This window comes from Methylobacterium terrae (assembly GCF_003173755.1).
GTDB lineage: Bacteria > Pseudomonadota > Alphaproteobacteria > Rhizobiales > Beijerinckiaceae > Methylobacterium > Methylobacterium terrae.
Genome location: NZ_CP029553.1, coordinates 285336 through 307461 on the forward strand (window position 1 = coordinate 285336; position 22126 = coordinate 307461).

Consider the following 22126-nt stretch of genomic DNA (forward strand, 5'->3'; position numbering starts at 1 on the left):
CCGGTCCCGCCGGAAGCGTCACCCCAGGATCGCCTCGAACGCCTCCCGCACCCCGGCCCGGGTCTCGGTCAGTTGCGCCGTCAGCGCCGCCTCGTCGGGCTGGCCGAGGGCCGCCGCGAGCCGCGCGCGGGCGGCCGGCGGCGCGGTGCGGCCGAAATCGCCCTCGACCATCAGGCGCTGCCAGTGGTGGGCGTCGTCGAGGAACCGGTAGGCGGTGACGAGGCGCCCCGCGAGGCCGGGTTCGAGGAGGCCGTGGTCGCCGGCGCGCTCCAGCACCCCCGGCGCGTCTAGCCCGACGAGGTCGGGATGTCGCGCGGCGTGGGACAGAACCAGGGCTTGTCCCAGGAAATCGAGGTCGAGGAGCCCGCCCGGGGCGAGCTTCAGGTCGAGGGGGCCGTGGTCGCCCTTCTCGCGGGCGACGAGCGCGCGCATCGCCCGCACCTCGCTGGCGACCGTGCGCGCGTCGCGGGGCTGGCGCAGGATCGCGCCCGCGGCCGCGTCGGCCTCCCGCATCAGGCTCGCGTCGCCCGCGATGGCGCGCGCGCGGGTCAGGGCCATGTGCTCCCACGGCTCCGCCTCCTCGCGCCAATAGGCCGCGAAGCGCTGCCACTGGTTGGCGATCGGCCCCTGGCCGCCGCTCGGGCGCAGGCGCAGATCCACCTCGTAGAGCCGGCCGCGCCGCGTCGGCACGGTGAGCGCCCCGACGAGGCGCTGGGTCAGGCGGTTGTAGTAGACCGCGGCGTCGAGGGCGCGCCTGCCGTCGCTCTCGCGCCGCGTCTCGTTGAAATCGTACAGGACGACGAGGTCGAGGTCGGAATCGGCGGTGAGCTGGCACGAGCCGAGGCGCCCGAGGCCCAGCACCGCGAACCGGCCCCCCGGCACCCGCCCGTGCTCCTCCGCGAAGGCCGATTCGACCGCCCGGAGCGCCGCCGCGACGGCGGCCTCGGCGATGCCCGCATAGGCCCGGCCGGCGCCCGAGGGCGGCAGGATGCCGGAGAGGAGGCGCGCTCCGGTGACGAAGCGCAGCTGCCGGGCGGCGTCGCGGCTGCGGTCGAGGAAATCCTCGAGGTCGCGGGGCTGGCCGATCCCGGCGCGGAACTGGAGCGCCAAGGCCTCGGCCTCGGTCACCGGCGCCACGAAGGCGGGGTCGATCACCGCGTCGAGGACGTGCGGGCTGAACGCCACCGTGTCGGCGAGCCGCGGCACGGTGCCGAGGAGGTCGGCGAAGAGCAGCCGCAAGCGCTCGTGCGAGCGCAGGATGGTGAGGAGCTCGACGGCCGCCGGCATCCGCCCGAAGGCGCGGTCGAGGGCGGCGAGCGCCCCGTCCGGGTCGGCGGTACCCGACAGGGCCTGGATCAGGGCCGGCACCAGCTCGGTCAGCACCTCCCGCGCCCGCGGGCTCGTCACCGCCGGGCGGCGCCCGAAATGCCAGCCGCGCACGGTCTCGGTCGCCCGCTCCGGCGCCCGGAAGCCGAGGCGGCGCAAGGTCGCGAGCGTCTCGGGATCGTCGTCCGAGCCGGTGAAGACGAGGTCGCCCACCTCCGCCGCGAGGTCCGGCTCGGCCTCGAACAGCAGGGCGTAGTGGCCCTGCACCCGGCGCGCCTCCGCGGTCAGGGCCTCGCCGAAGGCGGCCTCGTCGGGATAGCCGAGGAAGCGGGCGAAGCGTCCGAGCTTCGAGGGTTCCTCGGGCAGGCGCTGGGTCTGCTCGTCCGCCACCATCTGCAGCCGGTGCTCGACGGTGCGCAGGAAGCGGTAGGCGTCGGAGAGCTCGTCCCGCGCTTGCGGCGTGATCCAGCCTTCGTCGTGCAGGACCGCCAGCATCTCGAGCGTGCGCCGGCCGCGCAGGGACGGGCGCCGGCCGCCGAAGACGAGCTGCTGGGTCTGGACGAAGAACTCGACCTCGCGGATGCCGCCGCGCCCGAGCTTGATGTCGTGGCCGGCGACCGCGATGGCGCCGTGGCCGCGCACGGCGTGGATCTGCCGCTTCATCGCGTGCACGTCGGCGATCGAGGCGAAGTCGAAGTACTTGCGCCAGATGAACGGACGCAGCTCGGAGAGGAAACGCTCGGCCAGCGGGAGGTCGCCGGCCACCGCCCTGGCCTTGATGAAGGCGGCGCGCTCCCAGTTCTGCCCCACCGTCTCGTAGTAGGTGTAGGCGGAAGGCAGCGACAGGGCGGTCGGGGTCGAGCCGGGATCGGGCCGCAGGCGGTAATCGACCCGGTGGACGTAGCCGTCGGCGGTGCGCTCCTGCAGGAGCTTGGCGACCGTCTGCGCGATCCGGCTGAAGAACGGCGTCGCCTCGACGCCATCGCGCAGAGGGGCGACGTCGGGGTCGAACAGCACGATCAGGTCGACGTCGCTCGAATAGTTGAGCTCGCCCGCCCCGAGCTTGCCCATGCCGAGCACGATGAGCCCGGATCCCTCCTGGGGCTTGCCCGGATCGGCGGGGCGGAAGCGGCCGGTGCCGGCGGCCTGGATCAGGGCCGCGTCGACCGCGGCGCTCACCGAGGCGTCGGCGAAATCGGAGAGTGCCGCCGTCACCTGCTCCAGCGACCAGACGCCGCCGATATCGGCGAGCGCCACCAGGAGCGCGTGGGCGGCGCGGTTGCGGCGCAGGCTGCCGGCGACGTCGCCGCCGGCGAGACCGGCCCCGCGCTGGTCGGCCAGGATCGCGGCGTTCGATTGCTCCGGCGAGCGCTCCAGCAGGCCGGCGAGCCGGCCGGGGTCGCGGGCGGCCAGGCCCCACAGGAACGGCGAGTGGTCGGCGAGGCCGAGGAGGAGGTCGCGGGCGGGCTCGAACCGGGGCGCGAGGTCCGGGGCCGCCTGCACCAGGTCGTCGAGGCGGTCCTTCGCCCGTTCCGGCTCGGCGAGGCGGGGCGCCCGGGTCAGGCGCGCGGCGAGCGGGTCCGTCACGCGGCGATCTCCTTCGGCGCGGGCTCGCGCGACAGGGCCGGCAGCCGCAGGGTGGCGCGCAGGCCGAGTGTATCGGTTTCCCCGGAATTGTCCTCCAGGACGAGGCGGCCCTGGTGCAGGCGGGCGACCGCGTTGACGAGGCTCAGCCCCAGGCCGAAGCCCGGCCGGGTGCGGGCGGTCTCGAGGCGCACGAAGCGCTCCAGGACCCGGCCGCGCTCGGCCTCCGGGATGCCCTCGCCGCGATCGGCGACCGACAGGACGACCTCGCCGTCCTCGCGCCGGGCCGCGACGCGGACCACCGGCTCGGCCGCACCGGCCTCGGCCGCCTTCGCCCCGTATTTCAGGGCGTTGTCGATTAGGTTCGCCATCGCCTGTCCGATCAGCTCGCGGCTGCCATGCACCATCAGGCCGTCCTCGACCTCGGCCGTCACGACGATCCCGCGTTCCTCCGCCACCGCTTCGTACAGCTCCGCGACCTCGAGGGCGACCGCCCCGGCGTCGAATTCGTCCAGGCCCTCGCGGGCGTTCCCGGCCTCGAGGCGGGCGATCATCAGGAGGGCGTTGAACACCCGGATGAGGTTGTCGCTCTCCTCGATGTTGGCCTCCAGCGCCGCCCGCAGGGCGTCCGGGTCCCGTCCCTCGCGCAAAGCCGCATCGGCCTTGTTGCGCAGGCGGGTGAGCGGGGTCTTGAGGTCGTGGGCGATGTTGTCCGAGACCTCGCGCATGCCGCGCATCAATTCGCCGATCCGGTCGAGCATCGCGTTGAGGTTGCTCGCCAGCCGGTCGAGCTCGTCGCCGGTGCCGGCGAGCGTCAGGCGCCCGTCGAGGTCGCCCGCCATGATGCCGCGGGTGATCTCGGTCATGTGGTCGACGCGCTTGAGCACCCGCTGGGCGATGAACCAGCTGCCGAGGAAGCCGAGGCCCACCACCAGCATCAGCGACCAGGCGAAGGCGCGCCCGATCACCGCCCGCAGGCGGTCGCGCTCCTCGACGTCGCGGCCGACGAGCAGGCGGAATCCCCCCGGCAGGGTGAAGATGCGCACGATCGCCCGGTGGTCGAGGCGGTCGCCGTCGGTGCTGCGGGCGTAGGCCGTCTCGGTCTGGCCGGGCTCGGCGAGGGTGCCGGGCGGCAGCGCCTCGACGTTGCCGACGACGTGCTCCCCGGCCGGCGTGGTGACGAGGTAGAGCGAGGCGCCGGGCTCGCGCGAGCGGCGCTCGACCACGCTGACGAGGCGGCGGATGCCGCCGGTGGCGTACTGGTCGGACAGGCCGTTGATCTCGGCCTCGATGGTCGAGACGATCTGGTCGTCGAGGACCCGCCTCGCGTTCCAGGCGACGTAGCCGAGGGCGAAGAACGCGAAGGCGGCGAAGACCAGCAGGTAGGCGAGCGAGAGCTTGAAGGCGGTGGTGCGGAACAGCGCGCCGAGGCGCGCCAGCACCCCGTCCTGTCCGCCGGGCGCGACGGACGCGCTCACGCCTCGCCGCCGGCGCGGACCATGTAGCCGGCACCCCGCACGGTGTGGATCATCGGGCGCTCGAAGCCCTTGTCGACCTTGGCGCGCAGGCGCGAGACGTGGACGTCGATGACGTTGGTCTGCGGGTCGAAATGGTAGTCCCAGACGTGCTCGAGCAGCATCGTGCGGGTGACGACCTGGCCGGCATGGCGCATCAGGTACTCGAGCAGGCGGAATTCCCGCGGCTGGAGCGGGATCTCCTGGCCGCTCCGGGTGACCCGGTGGGACAACCGGTCGAGCTCGAGGTCGCCGACGCGGTAGCTCGTCGCCTCGGTGCCGCCTCCGCCGCCGCGCCGGCGGGCCAGGACCTCGATCCGGGCCATCAGCTCGGAGAAGGCGTAGGGCTTCGGCAGGTAGTCGTCGCCGCCGGCCTTGAGGCCCTTCACCCGGTCGTCGACCTGGCCCAAGGCCGAGAGGATCAGGACCGGCGTCTCGACGCCCTGCTCGCGCAGGGAGCGGATCAGCGACAGGCCGTCGAGCTTCGGCAGCATCCGGTCGACCACCAGGACGTCGTAGGCGCCCTCGCGCGCCAGCGCGTAGCCGTCGAGCCCGTCATCGGCGGTGTCGGCGACGTGGCCGGCCTCGCGAAAGGCCTTGGAGAGGTAGGCGGACGCCTCGCGGTCGTCCTCGATGATCAGGAGGCGCATGTCGCTCATGGTAGGGCAGATCCCGGGCGCGCGGGAGATGTCCCGGGCCGGGCTCATCCCGGATCCGGGTCTCGGGCCCGGGTCACGGGCGGGCCCCGCCCGGCGTGCCGCGCTTCGGGGGAGGGATCGCGGCACGCCGGGCATCGCCGCCGGGGTCGGCAGGCCGAGCGGGGGGCTCGGCCTGCCGCGGCGCGATGCACCGGGTCGTCTGGGGGGCGACGATGATGACCCGGCGCCTCGGCCCTCGGGGCCTTGAAGCGCGGCGCCGTCCCGGGGGGTGAGAGGGCGACGCCGCGTTCCGGCGACACTGCCGTTATGGGCGCTCCCGGCTTACGCGGGTGTCTCCGCTCGATGAACTCGGCGTAATCTTCGCCGGGGAGCGAGGCGGGCGGGGCCCGCCCCGCTCCCCGGGCGGCCTCAGACCACCGGCGGCGCCGTGGCGGCGGCGTCCGGGGCCGGGGACTTGGTGCCGGAGACGAGCGGCCCGTCGCCGTGGACGAGCGTCATCGCCAGGGCGACCGCCGCCAGCACCGCCGCCAGCACCGCCGGCACCAGGAAGGCGCGCTCGCCGAAGGCGCCGTGCAGCAGGCCGCCGGAGATCGCTCCGAGCGTCAGGGCGGCCCAGAGCGGCGCCTGGATCCAGAACGACGGCGAGGGATGGCCGAGCAGCAGGTTGGCGAGCCCGGTGCCGAAACGCACCACCGCGCCGGTGACGTAGGTCAGCGCCAGGCTGCGCCCCTCCTCGTCCTGCAGGACGGCGTTCTGCATGCCGAGCGCCAGCACGATCGGGTAGGCGTGGAGCGGGAACTCGAACGGACCGCGCGGCATGACGAGGCCGACGCAGAGCAGCAGCGCCTGGAGGCCGAGCAGCACCGCGAGGCGCCAGTAGCCGACAGCGGCGGCGATCAGCGTGCCGAGGAACGCCCCGAAGCAGAACAGCGCGATGGTGCTGCCGACCCGGGTGACGTTGCCCCAGTCGCCGAGGCTGACCGCCGCGCCGAGGCGGGTGGTGTTGCCGCTCATGAACGACATGAACAGCTGCGAGAATTCCAGGAACCCGATCGCGTCCGCGCAGCCGGCGAGTGCCGACAGGGCCAGCGCGAACGGAACCCGCGTGCTCGCGGCGGCCGGAAAGGCCTTGGTGTCCTTCTCTGCTGCCATTCAGCCTCTCTCCCGTGCTGCCCTCAGGGCAGATGTCGCGTGAATGCAGAACCGGGAGAGAGCGTGACGGTTCCGCTGCAGCGCATCACGGACGGCGCAGGCCCGGCAGCAGGTCGGCCAGGGCCTCGTAGTCGAAGGGTTTCGACCAGGCCGGGATCGCCGCGTGCTCGGCCGGGATCGCGGCGGCATCGTAGCCGGTGGCGAAGATCATCGGCACGCCGCGCCGGTTCAGCTCGCCGACGAGCGAGTAGACGAGCTCGCCCCGCAGGTTGATGTCCAGGACCGCGAGGTCGAGGGCGTGCGACGCGAGAAGCGCGCGCGCCTCCTCGACCGTCGGCACCGGGCCGACCACCTCGGCGCCGTGCCGGATCAGGGCACGGGAGATGTCGTCGGCGATGAAGTACTCGTCCTCGACGACGAGGACCCGGAGCCGGTGGGGCCTCTCCTGTCCTGGCATCGGTGGGTCCTCGCCTCGGCCGGCACCCCCGCGCGGGCGCCTTCGGTCACATATGATAGCACGATGGGGCGGGGGCCGTCGTCGGCGCAACTCCCGGATGGCGGATCAGCGGGGACAACCACGGCGCGAGGCGCCTCAATAGAGCCGCGTCCGGTAGGATTCCTCCATCAGCCGCTCGGCCTCCGCGGTGGTCATCGCGCTCGTCTGCTCGGCGAGCACGCGGCCGAGGCTCGGGAAACCGTCGCGCGGGATCTGCGCGGCGGGGTCCCAGAGCCGCGCGCGCATCACCGCCTTGCCGCAATGGAAGAAAGCCTCGCGCACCGCGACGACGAGCCCGGTCGTCGGCACCTTCCCTTGCGCGGCGAGCGGCGCCAGCAGGTCCGGATCGGTGGTGATGCGGGCGGTGCCGTTGACCCGCAGGGTCTCGGTGATGCCGGGCACGAGGAAGATCAGGCCGATGCCCGGCGCCGCCAGCAGGTTGCCGAAGCTGTCGGCGCGGTTGTTGCCGCGCCGGTCCGGGATCAGCAGCGTGGCGTCGTCGAGGACCCGGACGAAGCCCGGCGCGTCGCCCCGCGGGCTGGCATCGGCGCGGCCCTCGGCGTCGGCGCTGGCGACGACCAGGAACGGCGAGAGCGCGATGAAGGCGCGGGCATGGCCGTCAAGCCGCGCGAGCACCTTGCCCTCGGCCAGGCGGCTGACCGGGCCCATGTGGTCGCGCAGGTCCATCGCGTCACGGATCTCGGCGGCATCGCGCATCCCGTCCATCCGGCTCCCCCGCTGCGGCCTGTTGTCCGCTCCGCCCCCGCGGCGCGGCGCCGCCCTATCTCGGCGTCAGGGTGCGGGCTCCGCGCGATCGAAGCAAGCGATGATCTCACGAGCGATGGCCTTCGTCGGCATCAGGCGGTCCCGGTACGCCGGCCGCCTCGGCCTCGCCGCCCTCCTCATGGGCCTCCTCCCGGGCCTCCTGCCGGGCCTCGCCGGACCGGCCGCGGCGGGGCTGACGCCGAAGGATCTCTCCGGCGTCGGGCTCGCGCCGCCGCCCGGCGCCCGGGCGCCACTCGACGCCGCCTTCACGGACGCGGCCGGCCGGCGCCTGAGCCTGGGCCAGGCCCTCGACGGGCGGCCCGCCCTGCTGATGCCCCTCGACTACGCCTGCCGCAACGTCTGCGACCCGATGCTCGCGGTGGCCGGCACGGCGCTCGCCGCCACCGGCCTCGCGCCGGGGACGGATTTCCGTCTGGTGACCCTCGGCATCAACCCGCGGGCCGACCAGGACACCGCCCGCGCGATGGTGGCCGAGCAGCTCGGCGCCGGCCCCCTGCTCGCGAGCGCCGTGGTGCTCACCGGGGCTCCGGGGCCGGTCGCGGCGGTGACGCGGGCGATCGGCTATACCTACGCCTACGACCGGGACACCGATTCCTACGCCCATCCGGCCGGGGCCCTGGTGCTCACCGGCGACGGGCGGGTGGCCCGGGCCCTGTCGCCGCTCGCGATGACCGCCCGCGACCTGCGCCTCGCCCTGGTCGAGGCCGGCGAGGGCCGGGTCGGGGCGCTCTCCGACCGGCTGCTGCTGCTCTGCTACGGCTACGACCCGCAGACCGGGATCTACACCCCCCTGATCCGCCGGATCCTCACCGCCTCGGGGGTCGTCACGGTGCTGGCCATCGCCGGGCTGGTGGCGTGGCTGCACCGGCGCTCGCGCGGCGGAGCGACGCCGGCTTAACGACGACCCGAGTCTCCTGTGGGCGGCGGGGCGCCGAGGGTGCACACTGCCCCGCGGGCGAGCGCGGCGCGACAGGCGGCGACGGGGCGCGAGCCCCGCCCACCGCGAGCCCGACGGCCCCGCCGGGCCGTCCCCGAACGGAACCTGAGAGACAGATGGCCCTCCCCCTCGTCATCACGGTGGCGCCGAACGGCGCCCGCCGCACCAAGGCCGACCACCCCGCCCTGCCGATCGACCCGCGGGAGATCGGCCTCGAGGCGGCGCGCTGCCGCGAGGCCGGCGCCGCGATGATCCACCTGCACGTGCGGGATGCCGAACAGCGCCACACCCTCGACCTCGACCGCTACCGCGCGGCGCTCGCCGCCGTGCGCCGGGAGGCCGGGCCGGAGATGATCTGCCAGGTCACCACCGAGGCGGTCGGCCTCTACAGCCCGGCCGAGCAGATGGCGGCGATGCGGGCGTTGAAGCCCGAGGCGTTCTCGGTGGCGTTGCGCGAACTCTTCGCCGAACCGGAGGACGAGGCGGCGGCGGCCGCCTTCCTGGCCGAGCAGGCCCGGGCCGGTGTGCTGGTGCAGCACATCCTGTACGATGCCGGGGACGTCACCCGGTTCCAGGGCCTGGCGGCGCGGGGGCTGATCCCGCTCGAGCGGGCGAGCGTCCTGTTCGTGCTCGGCCGCTACGCCGTCGGCCAGCGCTCGGACCCGGCCGACCTGCTGCCGTTCCTGGCCGCCTGGAATTCCGAGCACCACCTCGACCTGCCCTGGGCGCTCTGCGCGTTCGGGCCGCGGGAGGCGGCCTGCCTCGTCGCCGCGGCGGCGCTCGGCGGTCACGCCCGGGTCGGGTTCGAGAACAACCTGTGGCGGCCGGACGGGAGCCTCGCGCCGGACAACGCCGCGCAGGTCGCGAACCTCGCCGCGCACGCGCGCGCGATCGGCATCGCCGTCGCATCGCCCGCGCAGGCGCGGGCCCTGTTCGTCGGGGAGGCGTGAGGATCGCCCGGACCCGGGGGGAAGTTCCAAGCTCCCCGCGTCGGTCCGGGTGCCGGCGACCGTTCGGGGCGCTCGCGAGGCCGTCGCCTTCCGAAGCCTACTGGCTGATCGCGGCCGAGGCCGGCTCGGGCGTCGCCGCCGCGGTCTGGGGCACCGGCGGCGCGGGCTTGCGGACGACGAAGTGGCGGAACTCGACCGGGCGGCGCGGAGGCAGCGGCATCTTCGGGCCGGCCTCGGGTTCGACGGCGGCGGGCGCCAGGGCGGCGACCGTGGTCGGGGCGGCGGAGGCGGGCTGCGGGACCGGCGCGGCCTGCGCGGCGGCGGGCACTGCCGCGAGGCTGACCGTCTGCCCGGAGGTCGGGAACGGCAGGCCGGCGGCGGCGGTGTTGCCCGCATAGGCGAGCGCCGGGCCGGCGGGGGAAGTCGGGGCGGCGTGGAAGGCCAGGGAGGCCGGGCGCACCGGCGGCAGCGGCACGGTGACCGTCGGCTCGGCGGCCTCCTGAGCCACCTGGGCGGACACCATCTGGACCGGAGCGGCTTGAGAGGGAGCGGTCTGGGCCGCCGCGACCGGCTGAGGAGCGGCGGGGGCGGGCAGGGTGTAGGGCTGCGCGGACGCCTGCTGGGCGTAGGCGCCCGCCAGGGCGGCGACCGACGGGTCGGCGGAGGCGGTCGCGGTGGTGGCCGCCGGGCGGCCGCCGAAGACGTTGCCGAAGAACTTGCCGAGCGGGTTGACGGGGGCTTCCCGCACCGGCGGCGCCTCGAGCTCGGCCACGTCGGTGCGCACGCCCGCCCGCTTGGCGGCGTAGTAGTAGCCCCGGGCGTAGTAGCTGTAGGCCTGGGCCTCGTTGCCGTGGGCCGTCTTGTAGGCGCCGGCGAGGTAGGCGACGCCGTAGGTCAGGTTGACCTTGGCATCGAGCAGGCCGGCGGCCGGGCCGCTGTAGCCGAGCGCCCGGGCGGTGCCGTGCTTGATCTGCATCAGGCCCATCGCGCCGCCGCGACCGACCGCGCGGGGATTGTAGCCGCTCTCCCGCTTCACCACCCGGTGGATGAAGCTCGCCGGGACGCCGTTGGCCTTGGCATGTGCCTCGATCAGCGCGTCGATGTTGTCGCGGACGGGGCTCACCTGGGCCGTGGCCGGGAGCGGCGCCGCGACGGCGACGGCGATGAGGAGGCGCTTGCGCATGCAGGACCTGCTGGAGGGAGCCGGTGCGCTGCCGCACCGACGGGAAGGCCCATCCTGCTCCGTTTCAAATGCGGCGGGAAAGAGACTTGGCCGTTCCGGACCCTGACTTGGCCGTTAACTCCACCGGAAAACGGCTGAGTTTCGCAGTGCGATGTGGCCGGAAGAACACAGGATACCGTCGGCGCCGGCCCATCCACAGCCGTCGCGGCGGCCGCCGATTCGGCCGATTCGCCTCAACGCCGCCCGCCGCCGAAGCCGCCGCCTCCCCCAAAGCCGCCCCCGCCCCCGAAACCGCCCGGCCCTTCGCCGCCCGGACGACCGAAGCCGCCGGGGCCGCCGAAACCACCCGGGCCGCCGCCCCCCGGGCCGCCGAAGCCCCCCGGAGCACCGGAGCCGCCCTGACCGCCGAAGCGGCCCGCCCCCTCCCCGCCCGGCATGCGCGGGTCGAGTTCCCCGCGCCCGCCGAATCGCCCGCCCTCGCCGCCGGGCGCGCCGTCGCCGGGTCCCGGCCGGCCGAAGCCGCCGGAGCGTCCGTCCGGGCCGCCGCCAGGGCCGCCAGGGGATCCGCCAGGGGATCCGCCGTGAGATCCGCCGCGCGATCCACCGTGAGATCCGCCGGGAGACCCTCCATGGGAGGGGCCGCCCGCGCCGCCGCGGCCGGGGCCACCGGTCCCGCCGCGCGGCCTGCTTCCGTCGCCGCGCCCGGCCGGATCCGGCCGCAGGCGCACGGCATCGAGGTCGAGCCGGCCGCCGCGGCCGGTGCGCCCGTCGAGGATCGCGAGCCCGCCGCCCGCCGGCACGAGGCCGCCCCGCCCGGCCACCGCGTAGCCGGCGCCGGTGCGCAGGGTGCCGCCCTCTCGGGTCACGTAGGCCTCGATCGACAGGCGCCGCGCCTCGGCGCCGAACGGATCCGTCGCCGGCACCGCCCGCGCGACCGCGAACCGGGCGCCGCTGAGGCTGCCCTCCGCCACCGCCCGCCCGCCGGCGAGGGCCGGGTCGATCCCCGAGAGCGGCAGGTTGCCGATGCGCAGCGCGCCCGCCGGCCCGCGCGTCACCGGGCCGGCGACGAGATCCGGGGCGGACCCGGCCGGGTCGATCCGGCTCGCCGCGATGCTGCCGTCCGGCCGGCGCAGGCCGCTGACCGCCACCCGCTCGCCGAGCTTCGGCCGGGGCATCTCGGGCGGCATTCCGGCGGTGGCGACCGCCTGGCCGAGCACCGTCAGCCGGTCGGCGGCGACGCGCTGCACCGGCCCGACCACCTCGTGGATCACCGCGATGCCGGCGGTGGCGAGCCCGCTCTCCCCGGTCTGCGCCAGGGTGCGCACCACCTGCCCGACGCGCAGGTCGCCGACCCCGGCCGGCCGGCCATCGACCGTCACCGAGACGTCCGGCGGGTAGGCGATGCGCAGGTCGTTGACGATGATGCTGCCGAAGCCCCGGATGGTGCCGACGACGCCGGTGCCGCCGATGCCGCGGTCGCCCTCCTCGTCGGGCCCCGGCCGGATGCCGGTACCGCCGATGCCCTGGTCGAGGATCTTGTCGCCCGCCGCCCCCGCGGGCCCGGCGGCCGCGAGCCAGCTCGCGCCGGAGAGGAGCCGCAGGAGGCCGCGCCGGGTGACGGGGCCCGTGACGGGGGATGCGCGCCGCACCGGTGGCGCCCTCACGCCTTCGGCTCGGGCCGGGGCGCGGCCTCGCCCCGGGCTCGCGGCGCGTCCTCTTTCTGGGCTCGCGGCGCGTCCTCGGCGTAGATGTAGATGCCGAAGTTCCAGCGCGCCTCGCCGCCCGGGTCGGTCTCGCAGGCCGCGTGCGCCTCGCGGTTGGCCTGCTGCAGCGCGTCCATGGCGATCTCCCGCGCCCGCGTCTCGAGCCGCCGGGCGAGCGCGGGCGACAGCCCGTCGTAATGTACGGCGCGCTCGAGGAAGCGCGGCTTCTCCTCCAGGATGTTGGCGACGGAGGCGGCGATGTGGTCGTGCAGGTTGCGGCCGAAATAATAGAGCTGCTGCGTCCCCCCGCCGCTCGGCACGAAGGCGGCCTCGGCCAGCACGATGCGCTCCTCGGCGTCCAGGGTGACGAGGCCGCGGTCGAGCCACTCGTCGAGCACCGCGCGGGGGCGCAGGTCGCGGGTCACCGAGGCGACCAGGCTCTCGAAGGACGGGCCGTCCTCGGCGGCGCGCGGCAGGGCCTTCGGCCGCCCGTCGGCCTCGGTGAATTCGGGCGCCGCGACCCAGCGGGCGATGATGCGGCTGGTGCGCGAGACCGCGGCCGGCACCGCGCTCACCGGCGCGCCGGCCCCGCGCAGGCGCCGCACCTCCTTGCGGTGGATGCCGGTGAGCAGGCTCACCCGGCTGTCGGTCTGGTCCTTGCCGGGCAGGGCGAAGTCGTACTCGGCGACGTTCACGTACAGCTCGCGCAGGAGGTCGGTCAGCGCCGGGAAGGTGATCCCGCTGCGCACGAACAGGCGCACCAGCGGCCGCAGCAGCCGGGCGAGCGGGGCCTGCAGCGCGCCCGCATCGGGCGCAAATCTCGGGTTCGGCTCTGACATCACACGATCGTTCTAGCCCAGGCGCCGTGGGACACAATCCCACAAAAGCGCGGCGCACCGCGTTTTCCGATTGACGTGGGAAAATTGCCCACATACATCATCGGTCGTGGTCGGATTTCCCACGCCAACGCCGCCCACCAGGACCAGCCGCAGGATCAGCCGATGGCCAGCCTCCCTCCCCTCGTGTGCCGTAGCATCGGTCCGGAGCCGCTCCGGCTCTCCGCCCCGCGGCGCCGGCCCGCGTTCCGGCTGCCCCGTTCGCGACCGACCGTGGCGATGCTGGTGCGCAGCCTCGCGCTCATCGCCGGGCTGGGCATGCCGGTGGCGGCCGCGACCCTGGCCGACCTCGCCCACCCGGCGCCGGCCTCGGTCCGCTGACGAAGGAGTGTTGTCGTGATGCTCGAAGCCCTGCGCAGCGACCGGAGCCGCCCGGCGCCCCTCGGCCGCTCCTTTCCGGCGCCCGAGATCGAGGCCTTCCGCCCGGCCCTCCGCTCCCGGCGCCCGCCGGCGGATGGCGGCGAGGCGGTGATCCTCGCCGCCCTGTGCCTCGTCATCGGCGGCGCGATCCTGCTGGTCGCCCTCCAGGCGATCTGCATCGTCCAGAACCTCTGACCGGTTCGGACGCGGCCGGCCGAATGCCGGCTCCCGACGACCGGGGCGGCTCCCTGCCCCGGCTCCTCCCCGAAGACCAACCAACGGCATCCACGATGACGAGATTCACCGAAGCGCTCCGGCTGGCCGGGGCGCTCGCCCTGACGGCTGCCTTCACGGCCGCCTCGCCGGCCGGCGCCGCCGACCTGCCGCGCCGGGTCGCCCCGCCGCCGGCCTTCACCCCCGTCCCGGTCTTCACCTGGACCGGCTTCTACGCCGGCGTGAACGCGGGCGCCGGCTTCGGCGGCGGAGGCGGCACCTTCACGGATGCCACCTACGGCACGGTGACCCCGGGCAGCCGCGACGCGGCCTTCGTCGGCGGCGGCCAGATCGGCTACAATTACCAGCTCACGCCGGGCTCCGGCTTCGTGATCGGCGCCGAGGCCGACATCCAGGGCACCACCTTCGGGCGGGCCCGCAGCGGCCTCGTCGGCACGACCACCTTCTACGACATCGGCCCCAGCCTCGACTGGTTCGGCACGGTCCGGGGCCGGATCGGCTACGCCTTCGACCGCTTCCTGGTCTACGGCACCGGCGGTTTCGCCTATGGCGGCGGCAGCACGCCGTCGACCGCCTCGTATTACACCGGCACCCTGCCGGGGACCTTCCGCACCGGCTGGACCGCCGGCGGCGGCGTCGACTACGCCATCACCGACCGCCTGAGCGCCCGGATCGAGGCGCTCTACGTCAGCCTCGACCGCAACGGCGGCAGCGGCGGCCTCGTCTACGACACAGCCACCAGCGCCTATTACGGTCTCGGCAAGTCCAAGACGGAGTTCGGCGTGGTCCGCGCCGGCCTGAACTACCGGTTCTCGACCGACTGACATCCCCCAGCATCAGGACGGTCGAGAGGGCCGGAGGCGGGCGACCGCCTCCGGCCCACCTCCCTTTACGCCTTCTCGCCGATCAGATGCGCCACCCGGCGCAGCGCCAGCCCGTACCCCTGCGTGCCGAGTCCCGCGATCACCCCGTCGGCGCGCAGCGAGACGTAGGAGTGGTGGCGGAAGGACTCGCGCTTGTGGACGTTCGAGATGTGCACCTCGATCACCGGCGCCTCGAAGGTGTTCAGCGCATCGAGGATCGCCACCGAGGTGTGGGTGAAGGCCGCCGGGTTGATGACGATGCCGCCGGCGGTCTCGCGGGCCTCGTGGATCCAGTCGATGATCTCGTACTCGCGGTTCGACTGGTGGAAGCGGATCTCGAGCCCCAGCTCGCCCGCGAGCGCCCGGCAGGACGCCTCGACGTCCGCCAGGGTCTCGCTGCCGTAGATGTGCGGCTGGCGCTTGCCGAGCAGGTTCAGGTTCGGGCCGTTCAGCACGTAGACGAGGCGGCTCATGGGGCTCTCCAGGAGGTGGGCGCGCCGGGCGCCGGATTGCGGATCGCGAGGCCCCGTTTAGGCGCCCTTCCCCCTCCCTGCGTCAACCGCCGCCGGCCCCTCACGAGAGCCGGACGGCATCGCCACGATAGGCGAACGGCATTGGCACGCGGGGGCCCGCCGCGGCGATGATCCTCCTCGACGAACGGGGCATCCCGCCCCGCCCCCCGCGAAGGGACCAACCCCGATGCGCAGCCTTCTCCTCGCCGGCGCCGTGCTCGCCGCCTTCTCCACATCCGCCGGCGCCTGGACCCAGTCGCTCCTGCATCCCGAGGGCGGTGACGCCGCCATCGCGGCCGCGATGCCCGCCCCCCCGCGCTACGCCGCCCATGGCGAGGCCGGCCCGCTGACGGCACCGCTCCCGGCCCCTCGGGCGACGATCCGCAGGACCGGGCCGTCGCGCCCCTCGGACCCGCCGGCCTGGCGCTCCTGCCCGTGGTGCTGATGCGATCCGTGCCCACCGGCCCGCGCCCCCATCCCGGCAGCCTCGTTCCCGGCCCGCCTCCGCGGTGTTAGCCTCGCGACCGTCCCCGGCGCCGGGGCCCCGCGGTTCGAGGGCGACGAATGGAGATGCATCAGGTCCGCTACTTCCTGGCGCTGTGCGAGGAGCACAACTTCACCCGCGCGGCCCAGGCCTGCAACGTGACCCAGCCCTCGCTCACCCGGGCGATCCACTTCCTGGAGCAGGAGCTGGGCGGGGCCCTGTTCCACCGCGAGCGCGCCGGGACGCAGCTCTCCGAGCTCGGGCGCACCGTGCGGCCCTATCTCGAGGAGGTCTACGCCAAGGCGCTCGCCGCCCAGGCCGAGGCCCGCGCCTTCGGGCAGCAGCGCCGCACCCGGCTGACCCTCGGGGTGATGTGCACGATCCAGCCCGACGCCCTCGTCGGGCTGATCGGGGGCTTGCGGGCGCGGCATCCCGGCCTCGAGCTCGACATCGTCGATGCCAGCGCCGGCGCCCTGGAGGAGCGCCTGCTCGCCGGCAGCCTGGAGGTGGCGCTCTACTGCCTGCCGGGCCGCGAGCCCGATCCGCGCCTCCACCACCTCGCCCTGTTCCGCGAGCCGATGGTGATCGCGGTGGCGGCCGGCCACCCGCTCGCCGCCCGCGACGCGGTCCGCCCGCAGGATCTCAGCGGCCAGCACTACGTCCACCGCCTCAACTGCGAGTTCCGCGGCGTCGCCGGCCCGATCTGGGAGGCCCAGGGCTGCGCCGATTGCGAGACGATCTACCGGAGCGAGCGCGACGACTGGATCCTGGCGATGATCGCGGCGGGGCTCGGCTTCGGCTTCATGCCGCGCTCCTGCGTCACGCATCCCGGCGTGGTCGCGCGCCCGCTGGTCGAGCCGGAATTCTGGCGCGAGGTCGCCCTCGTCACCGTCCGCGGCCGGCCGCACGCCCCGGCGGTCGGGGCGCTGCTGCGCGAGGCGATGCGCGCGAGCTGGTTCGGCGCCCCGGCCCTCGCGACGGAGCGCGAGCGGGCGCGGGGCGAGGAGACTTGAACCCGCCCTACCCTTCCGCCTTGTCGCCCTGCCCCTGCTTGGCGCCGCCCGCCGGGTCGGTCGCGTCCTCGCCGCCATCCTCCGGCGCGTCGCGCCCCTGCGGGGTCAGCCGCGGCCGGCTGATCGCGTCCTCGTCGACGCCCGGCGGCTGGGTCTTCGTCGGATCGGCCATGGTATACTCCCGGGATGTTACCTCCGGGACCAACGTCCGATGGTCGGGGCGGTTCGCGCCTCCTGTCGCATGACGGTCCTGACCGTCTCGGTGTCGTCCCGGGGGCGACGCGGCGCGACCCGGGACGACGACGAGGGATTCGGTGGCGTCGGCGAGACAGGTCCTCGAACTACCGCTTGCGGTAATACTGGTCGATGCTGACCGCCCCCAGCAGCACCAGGCCCTTGATGACCTGCTGGTAATCGATGCCGATGCCGAGGATCGACATGCCGTTGTTCATGACGCCCATGATCAGCGCACCGACCACCGCGCCCGTGACCTTGCCGACGCCGCCCGAGGCCGAGGCGCCGCCGATGAAGCAGGCGGCGATCACGTCGAGCTCGAAGCCGAGGCCCGCCTTCGGGGTCGCGGTGTTGAGGCGGGCGGCGAAGATCAGGCCGGCGAGGGCGGCGAGCACCCCCATGTTGACGAAGGTGAGGAAGGTCAGGCGCTCGGTGTTGATGCCCGACAGCTTCGCCGCCTTCTCGTTGCCGCCGAGGGCGTAGACGCGCCGGCCGATCACCGTGCGGCTGGTGACGAACCGGTAGAGCAGGATCAGCGCGAACATCACGATCAGGACGTTGGGCAGGCCGCGATAGGTGGCGAGCCAGGTGCTGAACGCGACGATGATTGCGGCGACGAGCGCGTTCTTGAGCGCGAAGGCGCCCATCGGCTCCGGGGTGAAGCCCTGGCGCTGCTGGCCCAGCCGCCGGCGCAGGTTCGAGCCGACGAGGATCAACGCCAAGCCGACGCCGACGAGGACCGAGGTGATGCGCAGCGAGCCGCCGGTGGCGATGTCCGGGATGAAGCCGGAGCTGAGCTTCTGGAAGTCGGGCGGGAACGGCCCGACCGACTGGCCGGCGAGCAGCGCGAGCGTCAGGCCCTTGAACACCAGCATCCCGGCGAGCGTCACGATGAAGGACGGGATGCGCAGGTAGGCCACCCACCACCCCTGCGCCGCGCCGATGAGCCCGCCGGCGACGAGGCAGAGCAGGGTGGCGAGGAGCGGGTGCAGGCCCATCTGCACCATCAGGACCGCGGCGAGCGCGCCGATGAAGCCGGCGGTGGAGCCGACCGACAGGTCGATGTGGCCTGCCACGATGACCAGCAGCATGCCGAGCGCCATCACCACGATGTAGCTGTTCTGCAGCACCAGGTTGGTCAGGTTGAGCGGGCGCAGGAGCGCTCCGTCGGTGAAGAACTGGAAGAAGATCACGATGCCGACGAGGCACAGGATCATGCCGTAGTCGCGCAGCGAGCCGGAGAACGCCTTGGCGTTGAAGCCCGCGAGGGCGGGAGGGCGCGGGGCCTGGAGGGGGGTGGCGGTGTCGCTCATTGTTGGTCGCTAGCCTCCCGAGGTGACGATGGCCCGCATGATCGCCTCCTGCGAAGCCTCCCCGGAGGAGAGTTCGCCGACGATGCGGCCCCGGTTCATGACGAGGATGCGGTCGCACATGCCGAGCAGTTCCGGCATCTCCGACGAGATGATCAGCACGCCCTTCCCTTGGGCGGCGAGGTCGTTGATGATGGCGTAGATCTCGTACTTGGCGCCGACGTCGATGCCGCGGGTCGGCTCGTCGAGGATCAGCACGTCCGGGTCGGCGAAGAGCCACTTGCTCAGGACGACCTTCTGCTGGTTGCCGCCCGACAGGTTGACCGTGGCCTGGTCGATGCCCGACGAGCGGATGCGCAGGCGCTCGCGGTAGCGCTCGGCCACGGCCCGCTCCCGGTCCTCGTCGATGACGCCCCTGGCGGCGACGCCGCGCAGGTTCGCCAGCGACACGTTGGTGCGGATGTCCTCGTGGAGCACCAGGCCGTAGCCCTTGCGGTCCTCGGTGGCGTAGGCGAGGCCGGCCCGAATCGCCTTCTCGACGCTGCCGAGATCGGCGGGCTCGCCCTTCAGGCGCGCCTCGCCGGCGACGCGCTGGCCGTAGGCGCCGCCGAACAGGCTCATGGCGAACTCGGTCCGCCCGGCGCCGAGCAGGCCCGCCATGCCGACGACCTCGCCGCGGCGGACCGTCAGGCTCACCGCCTCGACCGCGAGACGATCGGGATGGAGCGGGTGGCGCACGCTCCAGTTCCGCACCTCCAGGAGAGGCTCGCCGATGGAAACGCCCTCCCGCGGCGGATAGCGGTGGGCGAGGTCGCGCCCGACCATGCCCTTGATGATCCGGTCCTCGTCGAGCCGGCCGTCGGGCCCCAGCATCGCCTCGCGGGCTAACGTCTCGACGCTGGCGCCGTCGCGCAGGATCGTGACGCTGTCGGCGACGCGGGCGATCTCGTTGAGCTTGTGCGAGATCAGGATCGAGGTGATGCCCTGCTCGCGAAAGGTCTCGAGCAGGGTGAGGAGCGCGGCGCTGTCGCCCTCGTTGAGGGAGGCGGTCGGCTCGTCGAGGATGAGGAGCCGCACCCGCTTCGAGAGCGCCTTGGCGATCTCGACGAGCTGCTGCTTGCCGACGCCGAGGTCGGTGACAAGCGTCTCGGGCGCCTCGTCGAGGCCGACGCGGGCGAGCAGGTCGCGGGTGCGCGCCATGACGAGGGGCCAGTCGATGACCCCGAAGCGCGACGCCGCCTCGTTGCCGAGGAAGATGTTCTCGGCGATCGACAACAAGGGGACCAGGGCGAGCTCCTGGTGGATGATGATGATGCCGAGGGCCTCGCTGTCGGGGATGCCTGAGAAGCGCCGCTCCTCGCCGTCGAACAGGATGCTGCCGTCGTAGGAGCCGGCGGGGTAGACCCCGCTCAGCACCTTCATCAGGGTCGACTTCCCGGCCCCGTTCTCGCCGCAGACGGCGTGGATCTCGCCGGCGCGCACGGCGAGGGTGACGTTGTCGAGCGCCTTTACGCCCGGGAACGCCTTGGTGATGCCGCGCATCTCCAGGATCGGAGAGGAGCGCGGCACCGCCGCCAAGGCCGGGGACGCCGCCATCACTTGACCTGCTGGGCCTTGTAGTAGCCGCTGTCGACCAGCGTCTTCTCCCAGTTCGACTTGTCGACCGTCACCGGCTTCAGGAGGTAGGACGGCACCACCTTGACGCCGTTGTTGTAGGTCTTGGTGTCGTTGACCGGGACCTCCTTGCCGGCCGAGATCGCGTCGACCATGTCGCTCGTGACCTTGGCGAGCTCGCGGGTGTCCTTGAACACCGTCATGCTCTGGTCGCCGCGGATGATCGCCTTGACGGAGGGGATCTCGGCGTCCTGGCCGGTGATGATCGGCATCGGCTGGTCGGACGAGCCGTAGCCGACGCCCTTCAGCGACGAGATGATGCCGATCGAGATGCCGTCATAGGGCGACAACACCGCGTCGAGGCGCTTGTTGCCGTAGAAGGCGGAGAGCAGGTTGTCCATCCGGGCCTGGGCCGCCGCGCCGTCCCAGCGCAGGGTCGAGACCTTGTCCATCCCGAGCTGCTTGCTCGGCACGGTCAGCTTGCCGGAATCGATGTAGGGCTTCAGCACCGACATCGCGCCGTCGTAGAAGAAGTAGGCGTTGTTGTCGTCGGGCGAGCCGCCGAACAGCTCGACCGTGAACGGCCCCTTGCCGTCCTTGAGGCCGAGCTTGTCGACGATGTAGCTGCCCTGCAGCACGCCGACCTGGAAGTTGTCGAAGGTGGCGTAGTAATCGATGGTCTTCGAGCCGCGGATCAGGCGGTCGTAGGCGATGACCTTGATGCCGCGCTCGCTCGCCTGCTGCAGCACGTCCGACAGGGTGGTGCCGTCGATCGCGGCGATCACCAGCACCTTGGCGCCGGTGGTGATCATGTTCTCGATCTGCGAGAGCTGGTTGGGGATCTCGTCCTCGGCGTATTGCAGGTCGGGGGTGTAGCCCTTGGCCTTGAGCGCCTGGACGAGGCCCTGGCCGTCGGCGATCCAGCGCGCCGACGACTTCGTCGGCATCGACACGCCGATCTTGCCCTTCTGCTGGGCGTGAGCGGGGGTTGCGAGCATCGCGGCAGCCATCAGGGCTCCGCCGACGAGGGCGACGAACGACTTCATGGTTCCTCCCAAATCCCCGCCTCTTCGTCGCGCGGGGCTGCCGGTGAGTGGTGCCCGGCAGGATCGCGTCCTGCCATTCTGCCGGGGTCGGTGTTTCTGTCGTGTGGCTGATGGGTGGGAACACCCTGATACTTCCGCTGGGGGAGGTTCGGGGCTGTCCGGAACAAGACATGGCGCGGGTTCCCCTCTCCCCGCGGGCGGGGAGAGGGCCGCTGACCCCTTGTCGGGTCAGCGGCAAGCGCAGGCGAAGCCAGAGCGAGGGTGAGGGGGTATTTCCGGAAGAGCCTCATCCGGAGACACCCCCTCACCCTCGCCCTGCGGGCTTGCTTCACCCCCGACAAGAGGGGTGAAGCCCTCTCCCCGCCCGCGGGGAGAGGGGAAACCCGCGCTACGATCGGCTCCCGGCAGACCCGCGGGAGCCGCGTCCCCTCACACCCAGCCGCCATCCACGACGTAGTGCTGATTGGTGCAGGCGCCGGCCTCCTCCGAGGCGAGGAACACCGCGAAGCGGGCGACGTCCGCCGGCACGAGCTTGCGCTTGAGGCATTGGCGGGCGTTGATCTCCGCGTCGGATTCCGGCGTCACCCACAGGGCGAGCTGGCGCTCGGTCATGATCCAGCCCGGGGCGAGCGCGTTGACGCGGATGCCGTAGGGGCCGAAGTCGCGGGCGAGCGACCGGGTCAGCCCGATCACCCCCGACTTGCAGGCGGTGTAGGCCGCCATGCCGCCCTGGCCGATCATCCACGAGACCGAGCCGAAATTCACGATCGCGCCGCCGCCCTTCGCCTTCATGTCGGGCAGGACGGCTTGCGCGGCGAAGAACTGGTGCTTCAGGTTCACGGCGATGCGGCCGTCCCAGTAGGCCTCCGTCACCTCCTCGGTGGGGTGGCGCTCGTCGTGGGCGGCGTTGTTCATCAGCACGTCGACCGGGCCGAACCGCTCGCGGATCCGGCCGATCGCGGCCTTGAGCGCTGGAATGTCGGTGACGTCGGCGTGCTCGAAGGCGACGGCCAGCCCCTCGCCTTCCAGCTCGGAGGCCAGCGCCCGCGAGGGCTCGTCGGCGATGTCCAGGAAGCCGACCCGGGCCTTCTGCCGGGCGAAGTGCCGGACCAGCTCCGCCCCGATGCCGGAGCCGCCGCCCGTCACGACCACGACCTTGCCCGCAAGGTCCGGATAGATTGCCGCCACCGCTTCCTCCCTCGAAGCCCGTCGGTCCGCTCGACGCACTGAAAATCATTTAATATGACTATTCCAGTGGCCCGGCCCTTAT

At 73.4% G+C, this 22126-nt stretch carries 22 protein-coding genes; 7 read left to right on the plus strand and 15 right to left on the minus strand.

Annotation, left to right across the window (positions count from 1 at the left end):
- Positions 1-18: 18 nt before the first annotated feature.
- The 6 genes from DK419_RS01230 to DK419_RS01255 all read right to left on the minus strand — a co-directional run bounded on the left by DK419_RS01230 (position 19) and on the right by DK419_RS01255 (position 7448).
- Positions 19-2913: a bifunctional [glutamine synthetase] adenylyltransferase/[glutamine synthetase]-adenylyl-L-tyrosine phosphorylase gene (locus DK419_RS01230; protein WP_109957491.1), complete on the minus strand. Its 2895-nt coding sequence runs from the start codon at positions 2911-2913 to the stop codon at positions 19-21.
- The gene (locus tag DK419_RS01235; RefSeq protein WP_109957492.1) at positions 2910-4388 is read right to left on the minus strand and encodes a sensor histidine kinase; all 1479 of its coding nucleotides are present in this window, start codon (positions 4386-4388) and stop codon (positions 2910-2912) included. Before DK419_RS01235 ends, DK419_RS01230 begins: the two co-directional genes overlap by 4 nt.
- Entirely contained in the window at positions 4385-5074 is a 690-nt protein-coding gene (locus DK419_RS01240; RefSeq protein WP_109962046.1) for a response regulator transcription factor, read from the minus strand. The genes DK419_RS01235 and DK419_RS01240 overlap by 4 nt, the downstream gene beginning before the upstream one ends.
- 417 nt (positions 5075-5491) lie before the next feature.
- Positions 5492-6235, minus strand: coding sequence for a YoaK family protein (locus tag DK419_RS01245; RefSeq protein ID WP_109957493.1), 744 nt, complete (start codon positions 6233-6235; stop codon positions 5492-5494).
- A gap of 85 nt (positions 6236-6320) precedes the next feature.
- On the minus strand, positions 6321-6692 hold the full coding sequence (locus DK419_RS01250) for a response regulator (protein ID WP_109957494.1): 372 nt from the start codon (positions 6690-6692) through the stop codon (positions 6321-6323).
- A 135-nt stretch (positions 6693-6827) separates the two neighbouring features.
- Entirely contained in the window at positions 6828-7448 is a 621-nt protein-coding gene (locus DK419_RS01255; protein WP_109962047.1) for a pyridoxamine 5'-phosphate oxidase family protein, read from the minus strand.
- A gap of 109 nt (positions 7449-7557) precedes the next feature.
- Between DK419_RS01255 and DK419_RS01260 the strand changes: the two genes are divergently transcribed.
- On the plus strand, positions 7558-8415 hold the full coding sequence (locus DK419_RS01260; protein ID WP_245442780.1) for a thioredoxin domain-containing protein: 858 nt from the start codon (positions 7558-7560) through the stop codon (positions 8413-8415).
- A gap of 155 nt (positions 8416-8570) precedes the next feature.
- Positions 8571-9404, plus strand: a complete 834-nt coding sequence (locus DK419_RS01265) for a beta-keto acid cleavage family enzyme (RefSeq protein WP_109957495.1) — start codon at positions 8571-8573, stop codon at positions 9402-9404.
- Positions 9405-9501: 97 nt separating this feature from the next.
- Here the strand turns inward: DK419_RS01265 and DK419_RS01270 are convergent, their stop codons facing one another.
- From DK419_RS01270 to DK419_RS01285, 3 genes are all read right to left on the minus strand, one after another.
- Positions 9502-10587, minus strand: coding sequence for a transglycosylase SLT domain-containing protein (locus DK419_RS01270; protein ID WP_109957496.1), 1086 nt, complete (start codon positions 10585-10587; stop codon positions 9502-9504).
- A 233-nt stretch (positions 10588-10820) separates the two neighbouring features.
- Complete coding sequence (locus DK419_RS01280; RefSeq protein WP_208642262.1) at positions 10821-12236, minus strand: DUF5666 domain-containing protein; 1416 nt, start codon at positions 12234-12236, stop codon at positions 10821-10823.
- 11 nt (positions 12237-12247) lie between these two features.
- Positions 12248-13129, minus strand: a complete 882-nt coding sequence (locus tag DK419_RS01285; RefSeq protein ID WP_109957498.1) for a DUF6502 family protein — start codon at positions 13127-13129, stop codon at positions 12248-12250.
- 162 nt (positions 13130-13291) lie between these two features.
- On the opposite strand from DK419_RS01285, the gene DK419_RS01290 reads away from it, so the two are divergent.
- The 3 genes from DK419_RS01290 to DK419_RS01300 all read left to right on the plus strand — a co-directional run bounded on the left by DK419_RS01290 (position 13292) and on the right by DK419_RS01300 (position 14604).
- Positions 13292-13507 (plus strand): hypothetical protein, encoded by a 216-nt coding sequence (locus DK419_RS01290; protein WP_109957499.1) that lies wholly within the window; start codon positions 13292-13294, stop codon positions 13505-13507.
- An 18-nt stretch (positions 13508-13525) separates the two neighbouring features.
- A complete protein-coding gene (locus DK419_RS01295; RefSeq protein WP_109957500.1) occupies positions 13526-13741 on the plus strand; it encodes a hypothetical protein in 216 nt (71 codons plus the stop codon).
- Between the two features lie 95 nt (positions 13742-13836).
- The gene (locus DK419_RS01300) at positions 13837-14604 is read left to right on the plus strand and encodes an outer membrane protein (protein WP_109957501.1); all 768 of its coding nucleotides are present in this window, start codon (positions 13837-13839) and stop codon (positions 14602-14604) included.
- 65 nt (positions 14605-14669) lie between these two features.
- Here DK419_RS01300 and aroQ read toward each other — a convergent pair whose 3' ends face one another.
- Entirely contained in the window at positions 14670-15116 is a 447-nt protein-coding gene (aroQ, locus tag DK419_RS01305) for a type II 3-dehydroquinate dehydratase (RefSeq protein WP_109957502.1), read from the minus strand.
- Between the two features lie 226 nt (positions 15117-15342).
- Here aroQ and DK419_RS01310 point away from each other — a divergent pair, with 226 nt between their 5' ends.
- Both DK419_RS01310 and DK419_RS01315 read left to right on the plus strand, forming a co-directional pair.
- Positions 15343-15600 (plus strand): hypothetical protein, encoded by a 258-nt coding sequence (locus DK419_RS01310; RefSeq protein WP_109957503.1) that lies wholly within the window; start codon positions 15343-15345, stop codon positions 15598-15600.
- 119 nt (positions 15601-15719) lie between these two features.
- Positions 15720-16652 carry a LysR family transcriptional regulator gene (locus DK419_RS01315; protein ID WP_109957504.1) on the plus strand — a complete coding sequence of 311 codons (933 nt, stop codon included), beginning with the start codon at positions 15720-15722 and terminating at the stop codon, positions 16650-16652.
- Positions 16653-16659: 7 nt separating this feature from the next.
- Here the strand turns inward: DK419_RS01315 and DK419_RS28990 are convergent, their stop codons facing one another.
- From DK419_RS28990 to DK419_RS01335, 5 genes are all read right to left on the minus strand, one after another.
- Positions 16660-16824, minus strand: a complete 165-nt coding sequence (locus DK419_RS28990; RefSeq protein ID WP_167450818.1) for a hypothetical protein — start codon at positions 16822-16824, stop codon at positions 16660-16662.
- Between the two features lie 169 nt (positions 16825-16993).
- Positions 16994-18199 carry a multiple monosaccharide ABC transporter permease gene (gene mmsB, locus DK419_RS01320; RefSeq protein WP_109957505.1) on the minus strand — a complete coding sequence of 402 codons (1206 nt, stop codon included), beginning with the start codon at positions 18197-18199 and terminating at the stop codon, positions 16994-16996.
- A 9-nt stretch (positions 18200-18208) separates the two neighbouring features.
- Positions 18209-19792, minus strand: a complete 1584-nt coding sequence (gene mmsA, locus DK419_RS01325; protein ID WP_109957506.1) for a multiple monosaccharide ABC transporter ATP-binding protein — start codon at positions 19790-19792, stop codon at positions 18209-18211.
- Entirely contained in the window at positions 19792-20856 is a 1065-nt protein-coding gene (chvE, locus tag DK419_RS01330) for a multiple monosaccharide ABC transporter substrate-binding protein (RefSeq protein ID WP_109957507.1), read from the minus strand. Before chvE ends, mmsA begins: the two co-directional genes overlap by 1 nt.
- Before the next feature lie 429 nt (positions 20857-21285).
- The gene (locus DK419_RS01335) at positions 21286-22044 is read right to left on the minus strand and encodes an SDR family NAD(P)-dependent oxidoreductase (RefSeq protein ID WP_109957508.1); all 759 of its coding nucleotides are present in this window, start codon (positions 22042-22044) and stop codon (positions 21286-21288) included.
- Positions 22045-22126: the final 82 nt, after the last annotated feature.

What these genes read in the sequence shown, in the direction of transcription:
- DK419_RS01240 (WP_109962046.1), bottom strand. Translation starts at nt 5,074, where the DNA reads ATGCGCCTCCTGATCATCGAGGACGACCGCGAGGCGTCCGCCTACCTC.
- DK419_RS01245 (WP_109957493.1), bottom strand. Translation starts at nt 6,235, where the DNA reads ATGGCAGCAGAGAAGGACACCAAGGCCTTTCCGGCCGCCGCGAGCACG.
- DK419_RS01250 (WP_109957494.1), bottom strand. Translation starts at nt 6,692, where the DNA reads ATGCCAGGACAGGAGAGGCCCCACCGGCTCCGGGTCCTCGTCGTCGAG.
- DK419_RS01255 (WP_109962047.1), bottom strand. Translation starts at nt 7,448, where the DNA reads ATGCGCGATGCCGCCGAGATCCGTGACGCGATGGACCTGCGCGACCAC.
- DK419_RS01260 (WP_245442780.1), top strand. Translation starts at nt 7,558, where the DNA reads ATGATCTCACGAGCGATGGCCTTCGTCGGCATCAGGCGGTCCCGGTAC.
- DK419_RS01265 (WP_109957495.1), top strand. Translation starts at nt 8,571, where the DNA reads ATGGCCCTCCCCCTCGTCATCACGGTGGCGCCGAACGGCGCCCGCCGC.
- DK419_RS01270 (WP_109957496.1), bottom strand. Translation starts at nt 10,587, where the DNA reads ATGCGCAAGCGCCTCCTCATCGCCGTCGCCGTCGCGGCGCCGCTCCCG.
- DK419_RS01285 (WP_109957498.1), bottom strand. Translation starts at nt 13,129, where the DNA reads ATGTCAGAGCCGAACCCGAGATTTGCGCCCGATGCGGGCGCGCTGCAG.
- DK419_RS01290 (WP_109957499.1), top strand. Translation starts at nt 13,292, where the DNA reads ATGGCCAGCCTCCCTCCCCTCGTGTGCCGTAGCATCGGTCCGGAGCCG.
- DK419_RS01295 (WP_109957500.1), top strand. Translation starts at nt 13,526, where the DNA reads ATGCTCGAAGCCCTGCGCAGCGACCGGAGCCGCCCGGCGCCCCTCGGC.
- DK419_RS01300 (WP_109957501.1), top strand. Translation starts at nt 13,837, where the DNA reads ATGACGAGATTCACCGAAGCGCTCCGGCTGGCCGGGGCGCTCGCCCTG.
- aroQ (WP_109957502.1), bottom strand. Translation starts at nt 15,116, where the DNA reads ATGAGCCGCCTCGTCTACGTGCTGAACGGCCCGAACCTGAACCTGCTC.
- DK419_RS01310 (WP_109957503.1), top strand. Translation starts at nt 15,343, where the DNA reads ATGCGCAGCCTTCTCCTCGCCGGCGCCGTGCTCGCCGCCTTCTCCACA.
- DK419_RS01315 (WP_109957504.1), top strand. Translation starts at nt 15,720, where the DNA reads ATGGAGATGCATCAGGTCCGCTACTTCCTGGCGCTGTGCGAGGAGCAC.
- DK419_RS28990 (WP_167450818.1), bottom strand. Translation starts at nt 16,824, where the DNA reads ATGGCCGATCCGACGAAGACCCAGCCGCCGGGCGTCGACGAGGACGCG.
- mmsB (WP_109957505.1), bottom strand. Translation starts at nt 18,199, where the DNA reads ATGAGCGACACCGCCACCCCCCTCCAGGCCCCGCGCCCTCCCGCCCTC.
- mmsA (WP_109957506.1), bottom strand. Translation starts at nt 19,792, where the DNA reads ATGGCGGCGTCCCCGGCCTTGGCGGCGGTGCCGCGCTCCTCTCCGATC.
- chvE (WP_109957507.1), bottom strand. Translation starts at nt 20,856, where the DNA reads ATGAAGTCGTTCGTCGCCCTCGTCGGCGGAGCCCTGATGGCTGCCGCG.